At 70.8% G+C, this 24423-nt stretch carries 21 protein-coding genes; 12 read left to right on the plus strand and 9 right to left on the minus strand.

Going from position 1 to position 24423, the window contains the following annotated elements; all coding sequences use genetic code 11:
* A partial coding sequence (locus tag AAHM41_RS12645; RefSeq protein ID WP_342236897.1) for a DUF4781 domain-containing protein occupies nucleotides 1–1781 on the minus strand: 1781 nt, incomplete at its 3' end.
* 244 nt (nucleotides 1782–2025) lie between these two features.
* Here AAHM41_RS12645 and AAHM41_RS12650 point away from each other — a divergent pair.
* The 3 genes from AAHM41_RS12650 to AAHM41_RS12660 all read left to right on the plus strand — a co-directional run bounded on the left by AAHM41_RS12650 (nucleotide 2026) and on the right by AAHM41_RS12660 (nucleotide 6342).
* Nucleotides 2026–2634 carry a LysE family translocator gene (locus AAHM41_RS12650; protein WP_342236898.1) on the plus strand — a complete coding sequence of 203 codons (609 nt, stop codon included), beginning with the start codon at nucleotides 2026–2028 and terminating at the stop codon, nucleotides 2632–2634.
* A 98-nt stretch (nucleotides 2635–2732) separates the two neighbouring features.
* A complete protein-coding gene (locus AAHM41_RS12655; RefSeq protein WP_342236899.1) occupies nucleotides 2733–5402 on the plus strand; it encodes an ATP-binding protein in 2670 nt (889 codons plus the stop codon).
* A 145-nt stretch (nucleotides 5403–5547) separates the two neighbouring features.
* Nucleotides 5548–6342, plus strand: coding sequence for a helix-turn-helix transcriptional regulator (locus tag AAHM41_RS12660; protein WP_342236900.1), 795 nt, complete (start codon nucleotides 5548–5550; stop codon nucleotides 6340–6342).
* On the opposite strand, the gene AAHM41_RS12665 is transcribed toward AAHM41_RS12660, so the two are convergent.
* Together AAHM41_RS12665 and AAHM41_RS12670 are read right to left on the minus strand one after the other, a co-directional pair.
* Complete coding sequence (locus AAHM41_RS12665; protein ID WP_342236901.1) at nucleotides 6332–7165, minus strand: AraC family transcriptional regulator; 834 nt, start codon at nucleotides 7163–7165, stop codon at nucleotides 6332–6334. The genes AAHM41_RS12660 and AAHM41_RS12665 overlap by 11 nt on opposite strands.
* A 74-nt stretch (nucleotides 7166–7239) precedes the next feature.
* Nucleotides 7240–8085 carry a LysR substrate-binding domain-containing protein gene (locus AAHM41_RS12670; RefSeq protein ID WP_342236902.1) on the minus strand — a complete coding sequence of 282 codons (846 nt, stop codon included), beginning with the start codon at nucleotides 8083–8085 and terminating at the stop codon, nucleotides 7240–7242.
* Nucleotides 8086–8184: 99 nt separating this feature from the next.
* Between AAHM41_RS12670 and AAHM41_RS12675 the strand changes: the two genes are divergently transcribed.
* From AAHM41_RS12675 to AAHM41_RS12690, 4 genes are all read left to right on the plus strand, one after another.
* Nucleotides 8185–8883 carry a haloacid dehalogenase type II gene (locus AAHM41_RS12675; protein WP_342236903.1) on the plus strand — a complete coding sequence of 233 codons (699 nt, stop codon included), beginning with the start codon at nucleotides 8185–8187 and terminating at the stop codon, nucleotides 8881–8883.
* Between the two features lie 39 nt (nucleotides 8884–8922).
* A complete protein-coding gene (locus tag AAHM41_RS12680) occupies nucleotides 8923–9711 on the plus strand; it encodes an aldolase (RefSeq protein ID WP_342236904.1) in 789 nt (262 codons plus the stop codon).
* A 24-nt stretch (nucleotides 9712–9735) separates the two neighbouring features.
* Nucleotides 9736–10905, plus strand: coding sequence for a cystathionine beta-lyase (locus tag AAHM41_RS12685; RefSeq protein WP_342236905.1), 1170 nt, complete (start codon nucleotides 9736–9738; stop codon nucleotides 10903–10905).
* A gap of 74 nt (nucleotides 10906–10979) precedes the next feature.
* Nucleotides 10980–11285: a hypothetical protein gene (locus AAHM41_RS12690; RefSeq protein ID WP_342236906.1), complete on the plus strand. Its 306-nt coding sequence runs from the start codon at nucleotides 10980–10982 to the stop codon at nucleotides 11283–11285.
* A gap of 69 nt (nucleotides 11286–11354) precedes the next feature.
* Here AAHM41_RS12690 and AAHM41_RS12695 read toward each other — a convergent pair whose 3' ends face one another.
* The gene (locus tag AAHM41_RS12695) at nucleotides 11355–12431 is read right to left on the minus strand and encodes a hypothetical protein (protein ID WP_342236907.1); all 1077 of its coding nucleotides are present in this window, start codon (nucleotides 12429–12431) and stop codon (nucleotides 11355–11357) included.
* Here AAHM41_RS12695 and AAHM41_RS12700 point away from each other — a divergent pair.
* Together AAHM41_RS12700 and AAHM41_RS12705 are read left to right on the plus strand one after the other, a co-directional pair.
* Nucleotides 12411–12944, plus strand: coding sequence for an RNA polymerase sigma factor (locus AAHM41_RS12700; protein ID WP_342236908.1), 534 nt, complete (start codon nucleotides 12411–12413; stop codon nucleotides 12942–12944). The genes AAHM41_RS12695 and AAHM41_RS12700 overlap by 21 nt on opposite strands.
* A gap of 11 nt (nucleotides 12945–12955) precedes the next feature.
* Complete coding sequence (locus tag AAHM41_RS12705) at nucleotides 12956–13612, plus strand: RT0821/Lpp0805 family surface protein (protein ID WP_342236909.1); 657 nt, start codon at nucleotides 12956–12958, stop codon at nucleotides 13610–13612.
* Between the two features lie 16 nt (nucleotides 13613–13628).
* On the opposite strand, the gene AAHM41_RS12710 is transcribed toward AAHM41_RS12705, so the two are convergent.
* The 5 genes from AAHM41_RS12710 to AAHM41_RS12730 all read right to left on the minus strand — a co-directional run bounded on the left by AAHM41_RS12710 (nucleotide 13629) and on the right by AAHM41_RS12730 (nucleotide 18123).
* On the minus strand, nucleotides 13629–15245 hold the full coding sequence (locus AAHM41_RS12710) for a glucan biosynthesis protein (protein WP_342236910.1): 1617 nt from the start codon (nucleotides 15243–15245) through the stop codon (nucleotides 13629–13631).
* 157 nt (nucleotides 15246–15402) lie between these two features.
* Complete coding sequence (locus tag AAHM41_RS12715; protein ID WP_342236911.1) at nucleotides 15403–16323, minus strand: oxidoreductase; 921 nt, start codon at nucleotides 16321–16323, stop codon at nucleotides 15403–15405.
* A gap of 50 nt (nucleotides 16324–16373) precedes the next feature.
* Nucleotides 16374–16943, minus strand: a complete 570-nt coding sequence (locus AAHM41_RS12720; RefSeq protein ID WP_342236912.1) for a TetR/AcrR family transcriptional regulator — start codon at nucleotides 16941–16943, stop codon at nucleotides 16374–16376.
* Nucleotides 16944–16997: 54 nt separating this feature from the next.
* Nucleotides 16998–17123 carry a hypothetical protein gene (locus tag AAHM41_RS12725; RefSeq protein ID WP_342236913.1) on the minus strand — a complete coding sequence of 42 codons (126 nt, stop codon included), beginning with the start codon at nucleotides 17121–17123 and terminating at the stop codon, nucleotides 16998–17000.
* 319 nt (nucleotides 17124–17442) lie between these two features.
* Nucleotides 17443–18123: a class I SAM-dependent methyltransferase gene (locus AAHM41_RS12730; protein ID WP_342236914.1), complete on the minus strand. Its 681-nt coding sequence runs from the start codon at nucleotides 18121–18123 to the stop codon at nucleotides 17443–17445.
* 177 nt (nucleotides 18124–18300) lie between these two features.
* On the opposite strand from AAHM41_RS12730, the gene AAHM41_RS12735 reads away from it, so the two are divergent.
* The 3 genes from AAHM41_RS12735 (at nucleotide 18301) to AAHM41_RS12745 (ending at nucleotide 24380) form a co-directional block, all read left to right on the plus strand.
* On the plus strand, nucleotides 18301–18789 hold the full coding sequence (locus AAHM41_RS12735) for a class I SAM-dependent methyltransferase (protein ID WP_342236915.1): 489 nt from the start codon (nucleotides 18301–18303) through the stop codon (nucleotides 18787–18789).
* A gap of 149 nt (nucleotides 18790–18938) precedes the next feature.
* Nucleotides 18939–23126, plus strand: a complete 4188-nt coding sequence (locus AAHM41_RS12740) for a hypothetical protein (protein WP_342236916.1) — start codon at nucleotides 18939–18941, stop codon at nucleotides 23124–23126.
* A gap of 201 nt (nucleotides 23127–23327) precedes the next feature.
* Entirely contained in the window at nucleotides 23328–24380 is a 1053-nt protein-coding gene (locus tag AAHM41_RS12745) for a bile acid:sodium symporter family protein (RefSeq protein WP_342236917.1), read from the plus strand.
* The last annotated feature ends 43 nt before the right edge of the window (nucleotides 24381–24423 follow it).

Consider the following 24423-nt stretch of genomic DNA (forward strand, 5'->3'; position numbering starts at 1 on the left):
GGGGGGCGCCCCCCCCCCCCCCCCCCCGTTCCGTTGATGCCGGTCCAGACCCGGCCGGCCTCCGCCGTCTTGCCGGACTGCGCCAGATACGCCAGCCGGCCGAAGGGCAGGATGCTGGCCCCGCCCGCCACGGTGTTGAACAGCGCCATCCGGTATTCCGGATTGTCCCACTGGTCGAGGCCGCGCTCCTGCAGCGCCCCAGCCTCCTCCGCGCCGCGCCAGGCGAACCAGGCTCCGGCGCCCGCCGCCACCGCCGGCGCCGCGGTGCCGCCCGAGCCGAGCACCATCGCCCCGCCCGCGACCACGCCGCCGAACAGCGCCGCCTTGTCCAGAGCCTCTTCGACATGCTCGCCGAAGCTGTCCGGCGTGCGCGGGGTCTTGCCGCTGTCCAGAACCGCATGGCCATCCTTGCCCTGCAGCTCGCCGTCGTGCGGATAGGTCATGTTGCCGGGCGGCAGCCGGTTCTCGCGTTTCCAGGTGGCGAAATCGGCGTAGCGGCCGCCCTGGTTGTCGACGAAGCGGACGGCTCCGTCCTTCCCCTCGACCCGGAACAGCGGCAGCTGCACCGCCCCGCTGCCGCTGCCGGAGAACTGCACCGGCAGCACTGTGATCTTGGCGTCGGCGCCGCCCTGGCCGCGGATCGCCGAAGCGATCTTGTCGATGGTCTTGCCGTCCTCGCCCTCATGCTTGAGACCCATCGCCTGGGCGACCCGGCTCTCCAGCGTCTCCGCCCCGGCCAGCTCCATGCCGTGGCTCTGGCCCGCCTGCAGCGCCTGGTCGGCGGCGGCCTGCGCCATCGACTTCGCCACCGCCGGCGAGGCCCAGGGGTCGCCGCCGGGCGAGCGCTGCAGAACGTCGGCCGTGATCTCGCGATGCTGCAGCACCAGGGCCAGCACCTGGCCGCGCGCCTCGGGCGTGGTCTTGCCCTGCTGCGGGAACGGCAGCTGCTCGACCACAAGCTTGCGGCCCTCCGGCGTCGCCAGGATCTCGCCCAGCCGCTCGCCCTCGCCCGGCTGGCCGAGCGCCTTGGCCAGCGCCCGGCCCATGTCCTGCGGCAGGTCCAGCGCCTCGAAATAGGTCTGTTCCCGGGACAGCGCGAATGCGCTCAGCGTGAAGGCGTCGTATGCCTTGCTATCCGGCGCATCGGCGATGGCGGAGACTACCGAGGCCAGCGCCCGCGGCTGGTGCGCCAGCATCGCCGCGAAGGCGGAGGCCTGGTCCGGCGACTGCGATCCCACCAGCTGCTGCAGCCCGGCCGCGTCCAGCCTGGCCGTGAAGTCCGGACGCTCCGAATTGTAGCCCAGCGCCAGCACCGCCGCCTCGGCATAGCTCCGGGCGGTCATCAGCTCGGGATCCATCTTCTCGTCGCCGCGCTTCCCGGCCTGCAGCTCGACCGAGCGCGCCGCCAGACGGTCCGCCACCAGCCGCGCCAGGTCCTGGTCGCCGCGCACCCGCTTGGCCAGGCCCTGCGCCGAGGACGCGCCGGCGCCCTGCCATTTGCGCAGCACCCGGTCGACCAGCCGCACCTGCTCCGCCGCCGTCAGCTCGCCGAGGTCGCTGTCGCCCTTCAAGGCCTTGGCCGCGGTCTCGGCGCCGTCATCCTTCCAGAAGCGCAGCGTGTGGTCCTTGACCTTGTCGCGAACCCACTCGTCGATCTCGCGCGCCCGCGCCGCCGGCACCGGCTTTTTCGCCCGCTCCACCGCCGAGACGAAGGTCACATCCGCACCACGGAGCTGCGGCGCCCGCTCGAACTCCCCGCGACGCAACGGCGCCAGGCTCATGCTCTTCCCCTCCCGGACCAGTCGACGCGAAACACGGTATTCCGGAAGAAGTTCCTAGCCACGAGACATTCCGGAAAGACATGGCCGAAAGCCGACATACTCGGCAAATTCGCATAGCTCCCTTGGCACGACGGCAGGCCTCGCCGGTCGGGTAATTATGTTACCTAACGCAACAATATTATCAGACTCGCCGAGGCGGCCCGGGACGGCCGCCCGGCCGCGCCCCCGCTCCCCGAGACCGGTCATGAACTGGCACCTGTACGGCACCTTCCTCGTCACCGCGGTGATCCTGAGCGTGACGCCGGGGCCGGTGAACATCCTGGCGCTGTCGCATGCGCTGGCCCTTGGCTGGGTGCGTACGGTGACGACGGTGGCGGGCGCGACGCTGGCGATCGCCATCCAGGCGGCGCTGGCGGTGGTTGGCATCGGCTCGTTCCTGGCCCTGCTGGGCCAGTGGTTCGACCTGCTGCGCTGGGCCGGCGCCGGCTACCTGGTCTATCTCGGCATCCAGCAATGGCGCGCCCGCGGCGGCATGGCGATCGAGGCCGGCGGCACGATCCCGGTCGGGCAGCGGTTCTGGAAGGGCTTCCTGATCTCAGCCACCAACCCGAAGACGCTGCTGTTCTTCCCGGCCTTCTTCCCGCAGTTCATCGACCCCGCCCTGCCGGCGACGCCGCAGCTGTCGCTGCTGGCCGCCAGCTTCACCGCGATCGGCTTCGTCGGGATTCTCACCAACGCCGTCGCCGCCCATGCGCTGCGCCGCTGGCTGCAGCAGCCTGCCCGCGCCCGGCTGTGCAACCGGCTGTTCGGCGGCGCCCTGGTCGGCATGGGCGCCTCGATGCTGCAGGGTTAGGCCAATCGGTGCAATGCAGCAAAAATCCGATATGAAGCCTTGTTTTCGTCATCCCCTTGGCCTGAAATCCAAGCAGGCACAGGGGAGTCGCCGATTTTATGCTGATCGAGCGCGAAGAGCCGCTTGACCGACTGATCGATCTGGCTCGGCGCGCCGCGGAGGGCCATGGCGGCACGGTCGTGCTCGGCGGCGAGGCCGGGATCGGCAAGACCGCGCTGCTGCAGGAGTTCACCCGGCGGCTGGGCCCCGGCCACCGCGTCCTGTGGGGCGGGTCCGAGGCGCTGTTCACGCCGCGCGCGCTGGGCCCGCTGCAGGACATGGCGCATGCCCTCGGCCCCCGGATGGCGGCGCTGCTGGACCAGACGGCGGCGCCGGAGCGGCTGTTCCCGGCCCTGCTGAACACGCTGCAGGACCTGCCCGAGACCGCCGTCCTGGTGTTCGAGGACGTGCATTGGGCCGACAATGCGACGCTCGACCTGGTGAAGTATCTCGGCCGCCGCATGCCGGTGCTGCGGGCGCTGCTGGTGCTGAGCTACCGCAGCGACGAGGTCGGCCCCGACCATCCGCTGCGGCAGGTGCTGGGCGACCTGCCGGCGACGGCCGTCCGCCTGGCCATGCAGCCGCTGTCGCCCGAGGCGGTCGCCGCGCTGGCCCGGGCTGCCGGCCGTTCCGCCGCCGAACTGCACCGGATCACTGCCGGCAACCCGTTCTTCGTCACCGAGCTCTTGGCCAGCCAGGACGCCGCGCCGGCCAGCATTCCAGGCAGCATCCCGGCCTCGATCCGCGACGCTGTGTGGTCGCGGCTGTCGCGCCTGGCGCCGGAGGAGCGCGAGGCGCTGGAGACGATCAGCATCGTGCCCGGCAGCGTCGAGCCCTGGCTGGCGCGGGCGCTGCTGGGCGCCAGGGCCGACGCCGCGGTCGACCGCTGCATCGGCCGCGGCATGCTGCTGCGCGACGGCCAGGGCGCGGTCGGGTTCCGCCACGAGCTGGCGCGGCTGGCCACGCTCGACCAGCTGTCCCCGGCCGCGCAGCAGTCGCTGCACGCCCGGGTCGAGGCGGCCATGGCCTATGCCCCAACCGCGCTGGCCGGCGCCCTGCTGCCGCGCCAGGTGCACCACGCCGCCGCGGCGGATGACGGCGCCCGGGTGCTGGACCTGGCGCCGCAGGCGGCGGCCCAGGCCTCGCGCCTCGGCGCCCATCACCAGGCCGCCGCGCATCTGGCGACCGCCCTGCGCTATGTCGAGGAGGCGCCGAAGGCGGTGGCGGCGCAGCTGCATGAGGACTGGGCCAACGAGGCCGGGCTGGCGCTGCGCATCGACGACACGGTGATCGAGGCACGGCAGCACGCCATCGCGCTGTGGCGCGAGCTGGGGCGCATGGACAAGGTCGGCCTCAACCTGCGGGCGCTGGCGCGGCTGCTGTGGTCGCGCGGCGAGGTGCGGCAGGCCGGCGACTGCGTCGACGAGGCGCTGCGCGAGCTGGAACGCCTGCCGCCGGGGCCTGAACTGGCCATGGCCTGCAGCGTGCGGTCGCAGCTGCACATGCAGCAGAGCCATGTCGATGAGGCGGTCGAATGGGGCCTGCGGGCGATCGCGCTGGCCGACCGGCTGGGCGATGTCGAGACCCGGGTGCACGCGCTCAACAACGTCGCCACCGCGCTGCTGTTCGTCGACCGCCCGGGCGGGCTGGAGATGATGCAGGAGAGCCTGGCCCTGGCCCTGGAGCACGGCTTCCACGAGCACGCGGCCCGGGCCTATATGAACCTCGCCGAGTATGCGGTGGTGTTCAAGGATTTCACCCTGGCCGAGCGGGTGCTGGCCGAGGGCATCGCCTTCGAGACCCGGCACGATCTCGATTCCTGGACCCATTACCAGGTCGGCTGGCAGGCCCGGCTGCGCCTGGAGCAGGGCCGGTTCCGCGAGGCCGAATCGATCGCCGGCGGCGTCGTCGGCCTGGACCTGCTGGCGCCGACGATCCGCCTGCCCGCCCTGATCGTGCTGGGCCGGGTGCGGATGCGGCTGGGCGAGGCGGATGCCCCTGCCCTGCTGCAGCAGGCGTTGCGGCATGCGCTGGAGACCGGAGACCTGCACCTGATCGCGCCGGTGCGCTTCGCCCTGATCGAGGCGGCGTGGCTGGCGGGCGATCTCGCCGCCGCCCAGGAGCAGCTGGCGGCCGTGGCGGCGATGGATCTCGACAGCTTCGACCCCTGGGCGCTGGGCGAGCTGGCCGTGTGGTGGCGGCGCTGCGAGATGACGGCACCCCTGCCCCAGGCGACGGCCCGGGCCCCGGCGCCGCGGGCGGCCGAGCTGGCCGGCGATCCGGCGAAGGCCGCGGCGGAATGGACGCGTCTCGGCCTGCCCTATGAGGCGGCGCTGGCCCTGACCCAGGTCCACGGCGGCGAGGCCGGGCCGGCCCTGGCCCGGGCCGTGGCGATGCTGGAGGAGATCGAGGCGCGGCCCGCCGCCCTGCTGGCCCGCAGGGCGGCGCAGCGCCTGGGCGTGGCCGACCAGCTACCCAGGGCGCGCCGCGGCCCTTACGCCGCCGCCCGCCGCCATCCGCTCGGCCTGACCCAGCGCGAGTTGCAGGTGTTGCGCCTGCTGGCCCAGGGCATGGGCAACCAGGACATCGCCCGGCGGCTGGTGCGGTCGCCCCGCACCGTCGAACACCATGTCTCGGCGGTGCTGGGCAAGCTGAACGCCAGCAGCCGGATGGATGTGGTCCTGCGCCTGCACAGCGAGCCCTGGCTCCTCTCCGCCGGCGAAAACTAGGTAGCCTCCCCCGCGAAAATTGGGCGGGCGCACCGAAGCGCGGCCGCCGCACGGCGCCTACGGTGTCTCTCACGGCGCCGCCCCCGAACCATGCCGGACCTCGACGCAGGGCGGACAACGCGTCGAGCACAAAAAGGCACAGGTCATGGCGGGCATCGATAGCGCTGCGGATCTCGACTACTCCCTGACGATGAACGCCGGCCTGGCCGCCGTCCTCTCGACCCGGGCGATCGGCGCGGAGGCCCTGGCGGGCGACGATGACGACGAGGGGGAGGCCCCCGCCGCCCGGCACCGCGAAACCGGGGACAGCGGCATCGAGGATCTGCTGGACTGGCTCGACCTCGGCGTGATCATCGCGGATGCGGCGGCCCGGCCGATCCGGCTGAACCGCCGCGCCGGGACGATCGTGGCCCGGAAGGATGGGCTGTACGCCACGCCCTTCGGCATCACCACGGCCATCCCGGAGGAGACCGGCCGGCTGCGGCAGGCCATCGCCAAGGCCGCGAAGGGCGGGGCCCGGCTGCGGCTGTCACGCCCATCGGGAGCCCCGCCACTGCTGGTGACCGTGATCCCGGTCGGCGGCGGCCCGCTGGTGGCCCTGTTCGTGATGGATCCCGACATCGCCGGCACGCCGTCGCCAGCCCTGCTGCAGGAGCTGTTCGGCCTGACCGCGGCCGAGGCCGTGTTCGCCGCCGAGATCAGCCGCGGCGACGGGATGCAGGCGGTGGCCGAGCGCCTGTCGATCGCCCCGACCACGGCGCGGACGCATCTGACCCGGATCTTCGAGAAGACCGGCACCCGCCGCCAGGCCGAGCTGGTGCGGCTGCTGATGCAGTGCGACCGGCTGGCGCCGGCCGCGGGCGTCACACCGGCCGGCGGCTGGCGGCCGTCCGCCCGCGACCAGCGCACCCCGGCCCGGGCCGCCCGGGTCAGCTCCTGAGCGGCATCCAGATCTCGACCAGGCCGGTGCCGATCCAGGGATCGAAATCGGCGCTGTAGCGCTCGAAGCTCGGCGCGTCGGCGAAGGCGTGGCCGGATTGCGGCAGCCAGCGGGTCCAGATGGTGTAATGCGTCGCCCGGATCCGCGAGATGTGGCCGCGATGGCTGAACACCGCGTAGCGCTGGGCCGGGATGCGCACCCGGGCGAACTCCGCCGGCAGCTCGTCGAAGCTGGCGACCTCGACCCCGGCGATGTAGTCGAAATTGCCGGCATCGTCGGCGTTGCAGCAGACGCCGTAGGCGGCGTCGCCGGCCTGGTTCGGCACATGGCCGATCTGCGGCCCGAAGCGCTGCCACAGCGCCGGGATGCCTTCATTCGTCTCGAAGGTGTAGCGGCCGCCCAGCCCGGCGACGAGCAGGGTCTTGCGGGTCTCGAAGCGCGGGGCTTCGAGGTCGATGATCAGGGATTCGTCCATCCGGATCGGCTCCACCAGAGCGAGGTTGTCGACATGGCCCTGGCCGCGCACCAGCTCCGGCGTCAGGCCGAACTGGTCGCGGAAGGCCCGGGTGAACGCCTCGTGGGAGCCGTAGCCGGCGTCGAGCGCCACCGCCAGGATGTCGGAGGCACCGGCCGCCAGCACCCGCGCCGCCTCGGTCAGGCGGCGGCCGCGGACATAGCGCATCACCGACCGGCCGGTGGCCACGCCGAACAGCCGGCACAGATGGAACCGGGACACGCCGGCAGCCTCGGCGATGGCGTCGAGCGTGACCTCCGCCGAAAACCGGTTCTCGATGAACCAGACCGCCCGCTCGACCACGCCCATGCCCCTCTCCCGCTGCATTCGCCGGCACTGTGCCGATGGCGGACGCCGCTTGTTTGATCGCGATTGCGCTGCGATCAGCCCAGGGCGCCGACCAGATACTCGACCAGCTGGCCCGCGGCCCGATCCGGCCGGCCGGGCTTCGCCAGCAGCGCCAACTCGGATTCCGCCGGATCGGGGAAGCCGTCCGGCGCCCCCAGCCGGCGATGGTCCGGCAGCACCGCGTCCTCGGCCAGGATGCTGATGCCGAGGCCCGAGGCGACCGCCGCCTGCACGCCGATCAGCCCCTGGCTGGAATAGGCCACCCGCCAGCGGCGGCCGAGCGCTTCCAGCGCGGCGATGGTGCGGTCGCGATAGATGCAGCCCGGCGGGAACAGCGCCAGCGGCAGCGGGTCGGCGTCGATGTCGGCCTCGCGCCCGGCGACCCAGACCAGCCGCTCCGGCCACCGCGCCAGGCACCGCCCGTCGCCGGCGTCGCGCTTGACCAGCGCCAGGTCGAGCTCGCCGGCGGCCAGCAGGCGGCGCAGCTCGGCGCTCCAGGCGCTGGTGGTGTCGAGCCGGATGCGCGGACACTGCCGGGCGAAGCCGGACAGGAGGTCGGTCAGCTTGCGGCCGGCGAAATCCTCCGGCACGCCGAGCCGCACCACCGCGGCCCGGCCGGGATTGGCCAGAGCGTCCCGCGCCTCCAGCGAGATCCCCAGCAGCCGCCTTGCATAGCCGATCAGCAGCTCGCCCTCTTCGGTCGGCACCGCGGCGGCGCCGCTGCGGTCGCGGTCGAGCAGCCGGTGGCCGAGATCCTGCTCCAGCCGGCGGATCTGCTGGCTGACGGTCGATTGGCTGCGATGCACCCGCTCGGCCGCGCGGGTGAAGCCGCCGGCGTCGACCACGGCGACGAAGGTGCGGAGCAGGTCGAGATCGAACATGGTCGATATTTACACTTTCGATAAGGATCAGTCGATAATTTCGTTTCCCAATAAGAAACGCGGGCGCGATACCGGGGCTACACCAGCGGAGTTCCCATCATGCTGTCCGGACCGCGCCCGGCCTGGGTCACCTTCGATTGCTACGGCACCCTGATCCAGTGGGACGAGGGGCTGCGCGAGGCGGTCCGCACCATCCTGGCCGGCAAGGCCGGGGCGGTCGATCCCGACCGGCTGATCACGACCTATGACCGGCACGAGCACGCGATCGAGCAGGCCGAACCGCACCGCCGCTTCCGCGACATCGCCGGCACCGCGCTGCGGCTGGCGATGCAGGATCTCGGCGTCGCCTCGGACGAGCGCGACGCGGCGATTCTGACCGGCGCGATCAGCCGGATGCCACCCTTCCCCGAGGTGGGCCCGGCGCTGGCGGCGTTGAAGACGGCCGGCTTCCGCCTGTGCATCATCTCCAACACCGATGACGACGTCATCGCCGGCAATGTCGCCCAGCTCGGCGGTCATATCGACCGGGTGGTCACGGCGCAGCAGGCCGGCGCCTACAAGCCGTCGCGCCGGATCTTCGAGCACGCGCACCGGGTGCTGGGCGTGGCCAAGGACGAGGTGGTGCATGTCTGCGCCAGCCCGCATCTCGACCTGGTCGCGACCCGCGCGCTCGGCCTGCGCGACGTCTGGATCGACCGCGGCACCGGCCGCCGCCCGGCCGACGGCTATGCGCCCGACGCGGTGCTTCCGACCCTGGACGGGGTGCCCGGCTTGTTCAAGGATGCCGGTTGGTCCTAAGAGGCCTCTGATCCCCTTCGCCCGACAGGAGACTTCGCCATGGCCCATGAGCTGCAAGCCGCCGACCCGTCCCGGCTCTCGAATATCGGCGAGATCGACTGGGCGGCGCTGCGCCAGGCCCGGATCGACCTGGCCGCCTGCTTCCGCATGGCCGCGCGGCTGGGGCTGGAGGAAGGCATCTGCAACCATTTCTCGGCCATGGTCCCCGGCCGGGACGACCTGTTCCTGGTCAACCCCTACGGCCTGGCCTTCGCCGAGGTCACGACCTCCAGCCTGCTGGTCTGCGACTTCCACGGCAATGTCATCGACGGCGACGGCAAGCCGGAGGCGACCGCCTTCTACATCCATGCCCGGCTGCACAAGCAGGTGCCGCGGGTGCGTGCCGCCTTCCACACCCATATGCCGAACGCCACGGCGCTGAGCATGGTCGAGGGTCAGCCGCTGGTCTGGGCCGGGCAGTCGGCGCTGAAATTCTACGGCCGCACCGCGGTCGACGACGCCTATAACGGGCTGGCGCTGGACGAGGCCGAAGGCGACCGCATCGCCGCGACGCTGGGCGACGCCGACATCGTCTTCCTGCGCAACCACGGCGTGATGGTGTGCGGCCCGACCATCGCCGAGGCCTGGGACGACCTGTACTATCTCGAGCGCGCCGCCGAGGTGCAGGTCAAGGCGCTGAGCACCGGCCGGACGCTGCGTCCGGTGCCGGCCGAGATCGCCCGGCGGACCTATCAGCAGATGCGCGAGGGCGACGCCGAGAGTGCCCGGCTGCATCTCGAAAGCATCAAGCGCCAGCTGATGCGCCAGGACCCGGCTTTCGCCGCCTGACACCGCTGATGGGGGGAAGCCGCGATGACCGACGACCGTCCGCCGCTGGGCTGGAGGAGCCGTCTGATCCATTCCGAGGCCAGGGCGCCCGGCGGCTTCAAATCATTGGCAACGCCGGTGTGGCGCGGCTCGACCGTGGTGTTCGACCGGCTGGCCGACGCCCGCGACGACTGGGACGGCGGCTACAGCTACGGCCTGTACGGCACGCCGACGACGATCGAGCTGGCCCGGCGGATCGCCGAGCTGGAGGGGGCGCGGCACAGCTTCATGGTGCCGGGCGGCCAGGCCGCCATCGCGCTGGTGTTCCTGGCGATATGCCGCGCCGGCTCGCATGTGCTGGTGCCGGACAGCGCCTATGGCCCGACCCGGGAATTCGCCCTGGGCCTGCTGGCGAAGCTGGGGGTCGATGTCGAGACCTACCCCGCTTTGGCCGGGGCGGAGGTCGAGGCGCTGATCCGGCCCGAGACCGCGCTGCTGTGGTGCGAGAGCCCGGGGTCGATCACGATGGAGGTGCAGGATGTGCCGGCCCTGGCCGCGGCGGCGCACCGGCACGGCGTCAGCGTCGCCATCGACAACACCTACGCCGCCGGCATCCTGTTCGACGCCTTCGCCCGTGGCGCGGATATCAGCGTGCAGGCGCTGACCAAATATGTCGGCGGCCATAGCGACCTGCTGCTCGGCACGGTCTCGGTCGGCGACGACAAGCACCGGCAGGCGATCGGCGATGCGCACCGGCTGCTCGGCATGGCGGTGTCGCCGGATGATTGCAGCCTGGCGCTGCGCGGGCTGCAGACGCTCGGCGTCCGCCTCGACCGGCTGGAGCGCACCGCCCTGGCGGTTGCCGGGTGGCTGGCCGGACGGCCCGAGGTCGAGGCCGTGCTGCACCCGGCCCTGCCCTCCTGTCCAGGCCACGAGACCTGGCGCCGCGACTTCAAGGGCTCGTCCAGCGTGTTCTCGATCGTGTTCGGGCCGGAGCGCGACGAAGCCTTTGTCACCCGCTTCGTCGAGGCGCTGCGTCTGTTCAAGCTCGGCTACAGTTGGGGCGGCGCCACCAGCCTGGTGATGGCCTATCGCAGCATCCCCCGCCTGGGGACCGACTATGCCGGCCGGCTGGTCCGGCTGAATGTCGGGCTGGAGGACGAGGCCGACCTGATCGCCGACCTCGACGCCGCCCTGCGGCAGGCGGAGGAATAAAGCGCCGGGCTCGATCGTCCCTGGTCTGAGGGGCGTCCGTCTGGACAGGCGCCCAGAGAAGGGGATTGATCGAGATGAGCATCAGACGACGCATCCTCGTGCCCGCACTGACCGCCCTGGCGGTGCTGGCCACCGCCGGGCCGGCCCTGGCCCATCACAAGCCCTGGCATGGCGGCGGACCGCCCTGGGCCCGGCCCTATCACGGCCATGGCTACTATTATGCGCGGCCGCGGCCGCCCGTCGTCGTCTATGAGCGGCCGTACTACTATGGACGGCCCTACTATTATCGCCGGCCGGCGCCGGTCTATGTCGAGCCCCCGCCCTACTACTACGCCCCGACCCCGGGCATCACCATCAACATCCCGCTGCGGTTCGACTGAGTGGGCCGCGCACAGCACAGATCCGCCGGCAGGACGAGGCCGTGCCGGCGGCGAATCCGGTCGGGATCGTCAGTCGAACGGGCGGAAGCCTTCGCGGGCGAGGGCCAGGTCATGGTCGTCGACCACGCCGTTGCCGTCGACGTCCAGATTGGTCGTCTCCCAGTCGCCGGCCGGGCCGGTGCCGGGCTTGACCTGCTCGATCCGGTCGGCGAGCTCGGCCTCGAGCGCGTCGATCAGGTGCGGGTCCGCCAGCGGATCGGCCTTGAGATCGGCGATCCGCTCCTGCAGGGCGCGGATGCCCGTCTCCTGCGGCGTGCCGAAATTGGCCTGCATGGCGCCGACATTGGCGCCGTAGCCGAGCTCCTTGGCCAGGCCGACCATGGTGGAGACACGCGCGCCGTGATTGCGGAACGGCCCGTTGCCGACGGTCGGCGACCAGCCGGAGCCGATCAGCGCGTCGGTGGTGTCGTCGTCGAGCGAGATGGTGTCGACCTTGCCGACGGACTTGCCCTTGGACTTGCCGCTGTTGCCGGGGCTGTCCGTATCGTCGTCGGCGCTGCCGACGCCGGTTCCGTTGCCGGTGCCCTTGGACTTGCCGCTGTTGCCCGGCCCGTCGCCGCTGTCTCCGGAATTGCCGTTCCCGTTGCTGCTGCTCTTCCCGCCAGCGTTGCCGTTGCCGTTGTTCCCGCCTTTGTCGCCCCCGTTTCCGTTCCCGCCGCCGTTGCCTCCGCCGTTCCCGCCGCCGTTCCCGCCGCCGTTCCCGCCGCCGTTGCCCCCGCCATTCCCGCCGCCGTGACCGCCGCCATTGTCCTTGACGGTGAGGAACTGCGGCTTGGAGACGTCCTTGAGATCCCCCCAGGCGGCGGCACTCGCCGCAGTGGCATAGAGCAGTCCGAAGGCGGCCACGATGGGCAGCGTCGCAGCAGAACGGATACGCATGGGGAACTCCCGAACCGTGATGTCGAAGCGGGCCGCGACGGCCCGTGTCACAACTCTGACGTCCGGGTCGCCGCGATCATTCCACGGAATCGCGCAAAAATATTCAGACCTGGGCGAGGACGACAGGCCTTGTCGCACGTTAATACGTCGGCGCGGACGGATGATTCGCAACAGCAGGGTGGTAATATGTCCGATCCGGCGGAGCATGTGAGGGGGGCGCTGCTGGCCTCGCTGCCGCGGCTGCGCGCCTTCACCCGTGGGCTCACCGGCTCCGCCCCCGAGGGCGACGACCTGCTGCAGGCCACCTGTGAGCGAGCGCTGGAGCGGGCCCATCAGGCCGCCGCGGCCGCCACCCTGCAGGGCTGGATCTTCCGCATCGCCTACAACCTGCATCTCGACCGGCTGCGGGCCGGGCGCCGCCGCGGCGACATGGCCGAGCCGGTCGATCCGGACACGCTGCCGGGCGGCGATGCCGAGGCCGAGGTCGAGGCGACGCTGATGCTGGCGGCGGTGCAGCGGGCAATCGACCGGCTGCCGGAGGAGCAGCGCAGCGTGCTGCTGCTGGTCTCGGCCGGCGGCCTCAGCTATGCCGCCGCGGCCGACGCGCTGGACGTGCCGGTGGGCACGGTGATGAGCCGGCTGCACCGCGGCCGCCAGGCGCTGCAGCACCTGCTGTCGCGGCGCCCGGCCGCCGCCATGGCCAGGGCGGCCCGACGGTGATGGAGGCGACCGTGACGATCGATACCGACTGGATCGCCGGATATGCGGACGGCACGCTGGACCCGGAGCGCCGCCGGCTGGTCGAGGCGGCGCTGGCCCGCGACCCGGACCTGGCCGCGACCTTGCGGCACGAACGCGAGATGGCTGCCCTGCTCGCCGCCGCCTACCCGGCCGTGGAGGAGCCGCTGCCGCCGGCCCTGGCCAGGCTGCTGGCGCCGCGACCCGCAGCGATGCCTCAGGTGCCGCGACGCCGCCCGGCCGCCCGGTGGCTCGGGGCGATCGCGGCCGCCGTGGCGCTGCTCGCCGTCATCGGCGGCGGCTGGACCGCGCTGCGCGTGATCGACAGCCTGGAGGACCGGGTCGCCCGGATCGAGACGGCGGAGCAGGTCCGCCTGGCCGCCCAGCAGGCGATCGATACTCGGCGGGCCGAGGTGCTGGAGCAGGCGCCGAACGGCATCGAGACGCCGTGGCGTGACGGCGCCTCCACGGGCCGGGTCCGCCCGGTCTCGACCTTCATCGACGCCTCCGGCCGCTTCTGCCGCGAGTTCGTCGAGGCGATCGAGGGGCCGGACGGCCCGCGCAACGGCGGCGGCATCGCCTGCCGCGTCGGCCAGGGCGACTGGCGCATCTGGTGGCCCGACGGCAAGGACAGCGGCCAGGCGCTGTAGCCCGGCCGCCTCGCGCTCAGTTCCCCACCGGCCGGGCGTCCGAGACGAAGGGGCGGTACTGGAACAGCCAGGTCTCGGACGCCACCTTGTCGCCGGCCTTGAGGAACAGCCGCATCTCGACCGGGTCGTCGCCGTCGACCGCCAGGTCGAACTGGACCCGCCAATGGCCCGGCACGTCGTCCGGCACCGCCTCCATCAGGGTGTAGGAGGAGAAGGTGCCGCGCGAGGCCCAGAACACCGGCTCCGGCTTGACCCCGAAGGGCAGGTCGGTCAGCGGGCCGCCGAGGAACTCGACCATGAACTTGCGCACCCCTTCCGGGCGCGGCTGGCCGGGCTGGCCGCCGCGGCCGAGGCGCGTCGCCACCACCCGGGCCAGCGGCGTCGGGTACGGCTCATCCGCCAGCCAGTGCAGGCGGTAGGCGAAGGGCAGCTCGTCGCCGGCCTTGGTCGGCGCCTCCGGGTGCCAGTAGGCGACGATGTTGTCGTGGATCTCGTCGTCGGTCGGCAGCTCGACCAGCTGCACCTGGCCGCGGCCCCAGTCGCCCAGCGGCTCGACCCAGGCCGAGGGACGCAGATGGTAGCGCACGCCGTCCTCGTAATGGTCGAAGTTGCGGTCGCGCTGCAGCAGGCCGAAGCCGCGCGGCGACTGGTCGGAGAAGCTGGAGACGACGATCCGCGCCGGGTTGTTCAGCGGCCGCCAGATATGCTCGCCGCCGCCGGTCCACATCGCCAGCCCGTCGCTGTCATGCACCTCCGGCCGCCAGTCGATCGCGGTCTTCTTGACCGTCTCGGAGTACCAGTACATCGAGGTCAGCGGCGCCACGCCCAGCCGTTCGACCGGCTGGCGCAGGAACAGCGTGGTGTCGACATCCATCACCACGCCGGCGGTGCGGCGCATCAGGAAGCGGTAGGCGCCGGTCAGGCTGGGGCCGTCGAGCAGGGCGTAGACCGTCACCGCATCGGCGTCGGAATTCGCCGGCTCGAACCAGTAGCCGATGAAGTCCGGGAACTCCTCCGGCCCGCCCGAGCCCGGGGTGATGGTGATGCCGCGGGCAGACAGGCCGACCTGGCCGAGTTCGCCCTTGGCGCGGAAATAGGAGGCGCCGAGGAAGGCGACCCAGGGCTCCTCGGTCTTCCAGTCGCCCTTGTCCTTGGCCTCCTGGATCCAGAAGCCGGCGAAGGCCGAGGGCTCTGGCGCCAGCTTGGCGGCGGGACTGTCCGGGCCGACGGTGAAGTATTGCGGGTCGTAGGTGATCTCGCGCGCCGTGCCGGCGGCGGGGTCGACCGCATGCATCTTCACGGTCTTCGGGAAGAACCGCCCGACATGCTGGAAGGTGACCGGGTAGGCGCCGGGCTGGCCGTCGCCGTAGAGGGCGTATTCCGGCTTGTACTTCAGCTTGCCATGGGCGTCGTAGTCGATCGACTCCACGATCGCCGGATCCGGCCGCGGCGGCGAGGCGTAGGGCGCGGCGGCGAGGGCGCGGGCCCGGCTCTTCAGCCAGTCATAGGAGAACGGCGCGGCCTCGCCGTAGCGCAGCCCGGCCGGCGGTGCGGCCAGGGCGGAAGCCCCTCCGAACATCCCGAACAACTGGGTGGCAGCGGCCAGCTTCAGCAAGCTACGGCGGTCGAGCATCCGTCTCTGTTCCCTCGATGAGACACCGCGGCCGCCCCGCCCCGCACCGCGGCCGGTCGCCGCGAGGGTGCCGTCCGGCCGCTTCGCAAGGGCGCGACCATAGCAATCCCGCCGTTGCGATGCCACTGGCGACCGCCCGGCCTTGCCTGGACCGCCGTCATCCCACTGCCGGCAGGGCCGGATCGATCCCGGTCATCGCGACCGAGACGTCCCAGAGCCGCCGCGCCAGCCCGGGATCCTGCGCCTGCGCGGTCTGCAAGGCCTCGCCGGAGACGCCCCTGAATTCCCGGAAGCCGGTCGGCCCGTAATAGCCGCCGGGGATCACGGGGCCGGTCGCCGCCTGCAGGGCGGGCCAGGCGCCCATCGCGGCGCTGTTGAGAAAGAGCCTGACCAGCGGCAGCAGGATCCGGAGCGCCCCCATATGGCGTCCCAGGTCGGTCGCCGCGACGCCCGGATGGCAGCCCACCGCCGTGACCGGCGCGCCCGAGGCCCGCAGGCGGCGGTCCAGCTCGAAGAAGAACAGCGCATTGGCGAGCTTGCTGGCGCCGTAGCGTCGGAATCGGTCGTAGCCCTTCTCGGCATTGAGATCGTCCCATTCGAGCGTCGCCCCCCGATGGGCGACGCTCGAAGTCACGACCACCCTCGCCCCCTCGGTCTCGGCCAGTTTGGGCAGGAGCAGCGCGGTCAGCGCGAAGCAGCCCAGATGGTTGACGCCGAGCTGCAGCTCGAAGCCCTGCTTCGTGCGCGTCAGGGGCGGGACCATCACGCCGGCATTGTTGATGAGGGCGTCTATCCGCGGCTCACGGACCGCCAGATCCGCCGCCGCGCGGACGCTGACGAGGTCCGCCTGGTCGAGCGGCAGGACGGCGAGGTCGGCCCTGGGGCTCGCCCGGCGGATCCGCGCCATCGCGGCCTCCGCCTTCGCCTGGTCGCGGCAAGCCAGCAGCACCCGCGCCCCACGCGCGGCGAGCACGCGCGACGCTTCGAAGCCGAGGCCGGTGTTGGCCCCGGTGACGATGAAGCACTTGCCCGACTGGTCGGGCACATCGGCTTCGGTGAAGCCATTGCGGTCCGGCATCTCACTTCCCTTCATTGAGTGAGTCCACGCTCATTAACGAAGCAAATCGATCAGGCGGCCGAGCCCTTCCAGAACAGGTCGAAGCCGGCCTGGCGGATCGATTCGCGGTCCTGGGGTTTCGCGGTGATCGCGTCCATGGCGATCTCCGCCAGCCCGAGCAGGACCACATCGATGTAGAACGGCATCCGGGCCGGGTCGCCGTGCCCGGCGAGGCATTGTTCGACCATGGCGCGCGCCTCGCGGAACTGGACGTCGAAGCGCCGCAGGACATCGGCGCTGATGCGGCCCGACACCTTGAGCTGGCGCAGCGCCTTGCGCCGGACCGGATTGGCCAGCCCCCAGTCGATCAGCCGGTCCCAGAGGTACCGGACACGGTCGCGCGGATCGCCATCCGGGAGACCGGCGGCGAGCACCGCCCCGGCGAGATCGGTCTCGATCTCGAGGAACAGCTGGTTCAGCAAGTCGTCCTTCGTCGGGAAATAGGTGAACAGCGTGCCCTCGGCGACGCCGGCGATCTTGGCGATCTTGGCGGTCGAGGCGCCGAGACCCTGCGCGGCGATGAGCTCGGCGGCGGCGGCCAGGATGGCGTCGCGCTTTTCTTCACTGAGGGGACGGGCCATGATCCAGAAATGAGTGAGCGGTCGCTCAATTATATGGAACAGATCGCCGTCCGTTCAAGAGATGTGTCCGAAGCGGGCGCGAGTCCCGCCGGCGACGGTGAAGGACACGCGTTCGGCCGACCACACCGCGCTGGAGAAGCAGAACGGAACCCCGTCGAGATCGGCATCGACCTTGTCCACGACCATGACGGGGGGGAAGGATTTCGGTTGCCGGAGGAGGCGGGCCTACTCCGGCGTCGGCATCCGTGCTGGATCGAGGTCGACACCCGCTCATAGTCGTCGATGCCATAGCTGGCCAATGCGGCCGTGATCGTCGCATGCGCGCGGCGAGCCTCGTCGAACCCCGGAAACCGTTCGGCCGGGTAGACGGAATCCCCGAGCTCGACCGGCACTCCGTCGGGCGTCATCAGGCCGCGGCGATCTCCATCGCCAGCGCGTCCCCCAACTGGTGCCAGAGGACGCTGCCGGGCCTGCGCTCGGTCGCGGTCACGACCGCGCCTCAGACGCGTTTCTCGAACCGGAACAGCAGCTTGTGGTCGGCGGCATAGGTGATCGCGTCGATGATGCTGGGATAGTAGGACCGGTCCTTGGTCGCGGGGATGAAGCCGTCATAGCCGAAGCGCTTCACCGAGACGGCGAATCCGGCCGCGGCGAAGGCGTCGATGAAGTCCTGGGGGGCGTGGTCCTGCACCGGCGCGTTGCTGGCGGCACCGATCACCTCCCGCCACCGCGGCCAGAGCGGGTTTTCGGTGTGGCAACCGGTGACCGCGTAATAGACTCCGCCGTCGCGCAGCGCGTCGAACATGCCCCTGGCATGGCCCGCCAGGTCGGGCAGCAGATAGATCACCTCGTAGCTGAAGGCGATGTCGAAGCTGTCCGCCCACGGCGCCAGGTCGGTCGCCACGTGGAACTGGAGCGGCAGGTCGCCCGTGGCGGCGGCCGCCGCCGCGATCGAGTCCGAGGCGATGTCGATGCCGACGGCGCGGCGAAACGGCCGCAGCGTGTGCAGCAGGCGCAGGAAACCGCCCCGGTTGCAGCCGAAGTCCAGGACCGTCCGGGTCGTCAGGTCGCGGTCCGGCAGCGTCTCGATGAAATGGCGCCACAGCGGGGCGTGCGAAGGACCCATCGCGGCCTCCTTCTGCGGGTCGCTGTGCCAGGTGGCGTAGGCAGGGGCGGTCATGACCTGTCCTTGGTGTCGGGCGGAATGCACCGACCCTACACTTTGGATGTGACATGCGGGCAAATTCGTCCGGACGACCCAACCGATTTCGGCATGCATTCGCGGGATCGACGGCATCCCGGGCCGAACCTACAGTGGCGGCCCTCGACACCTTCGAGCCTGCCCCGGAGCCGCCCCATGGACAGCCGCCTCGACCGCATGATCGCCCGCCTCACCACCCAGCGCCGGGCGCTGGAGCTGGCGGCGGAGGAGGTTCGTGGCCTTGCCGGCCCGGTGCTGGAGATCGGCCTGGGCAAGGGCCGCACCTACAGCCATCTGCGCAAGCTGTTCCCGGAGCGCCGGATCATCGCCTTCGATCGCGACCTGCACGCCCCGGCAGATGCGGCGCCGGCCGGCGCCGACCTGGTGCTGGGCGATTTCCGCGAGACCCTGCCCGCCCTGTCCGGCCGGACTCCGTGGGTCCCGGCAGCCCTGGCGCATGCCGATTTCGGCAGCGAGGACCGCGCCCGCGACGCCGCCCAGGCCGGCTGGCTGGCCGGGCTGATCGACCCGCTGATGGCGCCTGGCGGCCTGGTGGTCAGCGACCGGCCGCTGCAGGCCCCGCGCTGGACCGCCCTGCCCTTCGCTACACCGGATTGGTCCTATTTCCTGTGGCGAGTCGGCTGAAGCTGCTTCGGTCGATCCTTGCAACCGCAGCCGCATATCGGCGCTGCAACACACCCATGCGGGATCAAGAACGGCCGGAAGGTATTCCATCCTACCTTCGTCCGAATCCCGGGCGGTCCTCGGCAGCGGTTTGCAGGAGATAGAGCAAGATGAGCATCCGTTCGCTCGATGGGATCCGTCGCGGTCCTGATGCCAGTCGGGGGAACGGCCGGCCGGAGAGCGATTGGCAGAAGGCGGTGCGCCAGGCGTTGCAGCACCGCGCCGAGATCGACGGCAAGAAGCCGGAGCTGCGTCCGGACGAGGAGGCCCGCCCGATCCACCAGGGCGACACGCTGTGGGAGCTGTTCGACGGTGATCTGGACAAGGCCGGCGAGCACAACCCGCAGGTCGTCCCGGACCGGTTGCGCGTGGGCGATCCCATCTTCGTCGAGAAGACCGTCGTCGAGACGCCGGAGCCGACGCCCTACGCGCCGAGCTACGACCCGAAGACGCAGCCGGAGCTGGCCTTGCGGGCGGATCTCCTGGCGCGCTATCTGGGCGGGACGGCGAACGGCAAGGAGCGGCCGACGCCCGAGGCGGCCTATGGGGTCTCCACCGACAAGCTGGCCGAGACCATGGCCGACGGCAATCCGCTCGACCAGGCCGCCTTCGTCAGCATGTATGGCGGCAAGGATCCGCTGACCGGCAAGACGCGCAAGCCGCTGTGGGAGGAGATGGGACTGTCCCGCGAGGCGCTGCGGCAGACCCTGGTCGAGCGTCCGTGGCAGGTCGCCTCGCACCAGCTGGGCCGCGACATCTCCGCCACGGACTACGCCAAGCTGCAGACCATCGATGGCCCGCTCGGCCACATGCTGAACCTGGGCGTCGACCCGCGGACGGCGCTGTCGATCCAGGCGACCTGGAGCGCGCATTTCCACGGCGGCTACGATCCGATCAGCCAGGCGAAGCTGAAACCGGTCTGGGAGCGCTGGAACCTCGGCTCGGTGGATCAGTTGCAGGAGCTGTTCGCCGACACCCCGGCCGCCGCCATCGCCCTCGCCGATCTGGCCGGCGGCAAGGATCCGGCCACCGGCCAGGCCGCGAAAGCGCCCTGGGGCGACAAATCCGCCGAGCTCTATGGCGCCAGGCAGCTGAAGTCGGTGCAGGACATCCTCGGGGTCGACGTGCTGCCGGGCATGAAGTCGGTGGTGTCGGCCGAGGATGCGGAGACCATCGCGCTCGGCTTCAGCACGCCGAGCAGCGAAAAGCAGATCAAGTACATCAACCCGATCCAGTACGCGCAGAGCCCCGCCTTACAGAACTCGCTGGTGGTGATGGGCGGCAACGTCATGACCCGAGGCATGACCGATCCGCTGGGCGGCGTCGGGCTGTTCGGGCTGGTGAAGGGCTATCCGCAGAACGTGATCGACGGCACCAACGGCCGGCTGACGGCGTTCGGGAACTGGCTCGACAAGCACAAGCTGCCGGGCCAGGGCGCGGCGGACAAGACTGCCGGCCGGCTGCCGCAGCGGGGCGAGGACGAGCGGCCGATCCGGTACCAGGCGCACGGCTTCTTCCAGGTCATGCCCGACACCGGCGAGACCTACTTCCTGACCAAGGTCCAGCGGCAGCCGCGGGCGCTGAAGGGCGAGGAGCAGGACCCGAATTCGCGCTTCGGCAAGATCTGGGGGAACTGGAGCCCGCTGGCCGGCGGCGTCAATCTCTTCCTCGGCAAGACCGACGAGGCGGATGGCAGCCGCGGCCGCAGGCCGACGGTTCTCGGCATGAACTGGGCCAACGCCCCCGACGGCACGGTCGAGCGCATCGGCGGCGCGTTCGGCGGCCCCTTCGGCGGGCTGGGGCCGCAGATGCCGCTCAGTTCCCAGCCCTATCACTCCTACGGCCTGCAGTTCCAGATGGGCAAGACCGAGTCTGGCGACTGGGTCCCGAGCGGCATCGGTTCGCTGACCGAATGGGGCACCAACCGCTACCAGTTCTGGCCGATGGCGACCTGGGATCCGGATGGCGGCGGGCTGACCGGCGGCAGCATCTGGGGCGGCACCGGCTGGACGCTGGGGCAGGCCGGGCTGCACTACGATCCGAGCCGGCCGACCACCCGGCTGAACCTGCTGGGCGGCGGCGCCGACGGCAGGACGCCGAGCGTGAGCTATTCCGACCCCTCCGTCTTCGCCTTCGATCTGGGCGGCATGCACGGCAAGAGCGGCAAGGCCCTGGGCCTCGGCATCAGCGCCGGCAAATCGAGCGACGTGAAGGTCTCGGTCGACGTGGTCGGCGGCGATGTCGAGGCGGCGGAGCGGACGGCGAAGGACTATCACCGCCGGCTCGCCGCCGGCGAGATCACCGCTCTCGACCTGCCGCGGGGCGTGCGCATCGCCTCGACCGCGCAGGATTCGTCCTCGCTGCGCGCCATGGGCTTCTTCGCCTATGTCAATCTCGGCGCCAGCCGCGGCAGCGGCCTGAACGTCACCACCGACATCAGCCGCACCGGCGACAACAGTTGGACCGTGGCGCGGTACGACGAGCCGAAGAGCGACTGGTCGTGGAACGCGGGCGTCTTCGGCATCGGCCCCGGCGGCCATTACTGGAATTCGCATCTGCGCGGTGAATCCCTGGCCATCACGGCGCCGGCCGGCGCCGACGGCAAGCCGGCGCTGGCCCCCAGGACCCGCGCCGCGCTGGACCGCTACCTGACCGAAGGGCTGATCCCCGGCGCGACCGAGATGGACGGGAGGTTCGACGGCGACACGGGCGGGAACTACAAGACCGTGCACGACGCCTTCACCACCGCCGAACAGGCGCTGAAGGACGCCAAGGCCAAGCCGGTGTCGACGGCCCCGGTGGACGGGACGGCGCAGCCGAGCGCCCTCGAGCAAGCCGAGAGCGCCTACAGCAACGCGCGCAGCGACCTGAACGACTTCCTGCGCGGCCATCTCGAGCCCGGCGACGAGATCATGCCGGGGGTGAAGATCGAATCCACCAGCAAGCGCGACACCAAAGGCAGCCGCCCCTCCTTCCTCGTTCCGCTGGAGAGCAAAACGATCACGCGCGGCGAGACCAGGACCGAGAAGAACACGGTCCACACCTATGAGCTGAGCCGCAAGCCCTTGATCGGCTGGGACTACCAGAACCAGCACGCGCAGCGGACCGGGGCGAGCAACGACGTCTATCAACTCTCCAGCACCGGCATGGCCGCCTACAATGAGGGGCATATCAGCCGCTACCTGCCCATCCCCGTGCTGAAGGGGCTGGACAACCTGTCGGTCTACCAGCCGCTGTGGCAGGCTGCCCTGGAGAAGAAGGGAGAGCAGCGGGGCACGCTGTCGGTGCAGTTCACCGACGACCAGATCGTCGCCCTCGGCCAGTCGCTCGGCCGCGGCGAGGACGGGAAGCGGCTCTGGGCCTCCTTCGCCGACCGAACCTCCGGCGCGATCGACGACCAGTTCCTGCAGCGGAACCCGGAGTATCGGGACAATCTCGGCGGCCTCCTGGAACTGTCCGGCGGCACCGACCGCATCCTCGAAAAATACAGGCTGAAGGACAAATCCGCGCTGTCGCGGGCGTTCCGGGGCGTGACCTCGCCCGAAGCCTTCGCGAAGCTGGGCGACAAGGAGCAGGACGCCTTCCTCGACATCATCACCCTGACGGCATCGGCCGATCACTCGGCTTACGAGAGCGTCGCCCTGATCTCGGCCGTGGCGTCGGAGGACCGGCGGTCCGCCATGTTCCGGCGGGTCATCGACGGCATCGCGGACACCGAGTTCCCGATCTTCCAGTACACCAATTCCGGCCCCGGCCAGGAGAAGAAGGACCTAGGCCCGCGGGATCTCGGGCTGGATCGCGTGGTCTACCACGAGGACCCGACCGTCGAATTCGTCCGCTTCCTGTCGGAGGACGTGAAGGATCCGGGTGCGCGCCAGACCTTCCTGCGGCAGACCGGCTTCCAGGGCCAGGCGCCGCAGGAGATCGAGAGCCGCCGCAGCAAGACCCTCGACCAGCTGGGGCGGGAAGCCTCGGAGAAATACACCAAGGAGATGACGATCTATTTCCCGGGCGGGCCGGAGCCGAAGGAATACATCGCCCTGGAGCACGGCGAGGCGAAGGACATGGTCGGCATCCTCGCCGCCGTCGCCGAGCAGAAGGGCAGCGACGGCGCCTGGGACTTCATGAAGGAGCACGAGATCGACCCCGCGGTGATCTTCTCCAAGCTCGATGAGAGCGGCGACGACCAGGTCCTGCGCCAGGCCCTGGTCGACGTGCTGCGCCCGGGGTCCCTGGACCGCGGCAAGGCCACTGCGGACCTGCTGAACAGCGAGGAGAAGCGGGCCCGGCCGGGTTAGAGGTCGTCTGGAGCGACCCGTCGGAGCTTGCGACCGCAACGGACACTCGCTTCCCGGTGCGGATGGCGTCGACCCTTCGCATCTGCAGCAACTATTTCCGCACTGCAACACACCCATGCCGGATCGGGGGTGGTCCGGGTGTCCCGCATCCTATCTTGTATACGGAATGCACGGGTCACCCGAGCAAGTTGCGAGTGAGTGATGAGCAAGACACGCCGGGCTAAGCCCGACTGGTTCATGATCGCCCTTCCCCTCGTCGCCCTCGCGGCGTGTCTCTGGCCCACACCGGGCGTCACCGGCGGCCCCCTGCACTGGGACTGGATCTCGACCTACGGCGTCTCGATCGTCTTCTTCCTCTACGGCCTGACGCTGGCGCCGGAGAAGATGCGGGCCGGCGCGTCGCATTGGCGGCTGCACCTCCTGGCCACCGCCGGCACCTTCATCCTGTTCCCGGCCCTGGTGCTGGGCGCCGGTGCGCTCGGCGAAGGCTGGATCCGGCCGGAGCTGCTGCTGGGCTTCTTCTTCCTCGCCGTCCTGCCCTCGACCATCTCCTCCTCGGTGGCGATGACCTCGCTGGCGCGCGGCAACCTGCCGGCCTCGATCTTCAACGCCACCTTGTCGAGCCTGCTCGGCGTCGCGATCACGCCGCTGCTGATGGCTTGGTACACCCACAACCAGGGCGCGCCGATGCCACTCGGCCCGGTGCTGCTGAAGGTGGCGCTGCTGGTGGTGCTGCCGATCGTGCTCGGCCAGCTGGTGCGGCCGCTGCTCAGCGCCTGGGCCAACCGCCACTACGCCCGAATCAAGATGGCCGACCGGGTGATCATCCTGGCGATCGTCTACGGCTCCTTCGCCGATTCGATGGCGTCCGGCATCTGGTCGCAGCAGGACCCGATCGTGCTGGTCGAGATCGTCGCCGGCGTGGTGCTGCTGTTCGGCACCGCCTTCGCCGTGATGTGGGGCGTCTGCCGCCTGGCCGGCTTCGACCTGCCCGACACCATCGCCGCGACCTTCTGCGGCTCGAAGAAGTCGCTGGCGACCGGCGTGCCGTTGGCCCGGCTGATGTTCGGCGCCACGCCGCAGCTCGGCCTGGTGCTGGCACCACTCATGCTGTTCCACTTCTTCCAGCTGATGGCGGTCAGCGTCATCGCCGGCCGCCTCGCCCGCCGCCCGATGACGGATGCGGAGGCGCGCGAGGCCCATAACAACAAGAATGAGAAGCCGGCGCGCGGCCAGCCGGCGCGGGCCGCCTGACGGCTCAGCATTAGGACTTGTGACCTCCCCATCCCCATGCGAG

The organism is Inquilinus sp. OTU3971 (assembly GCF_038440215.1).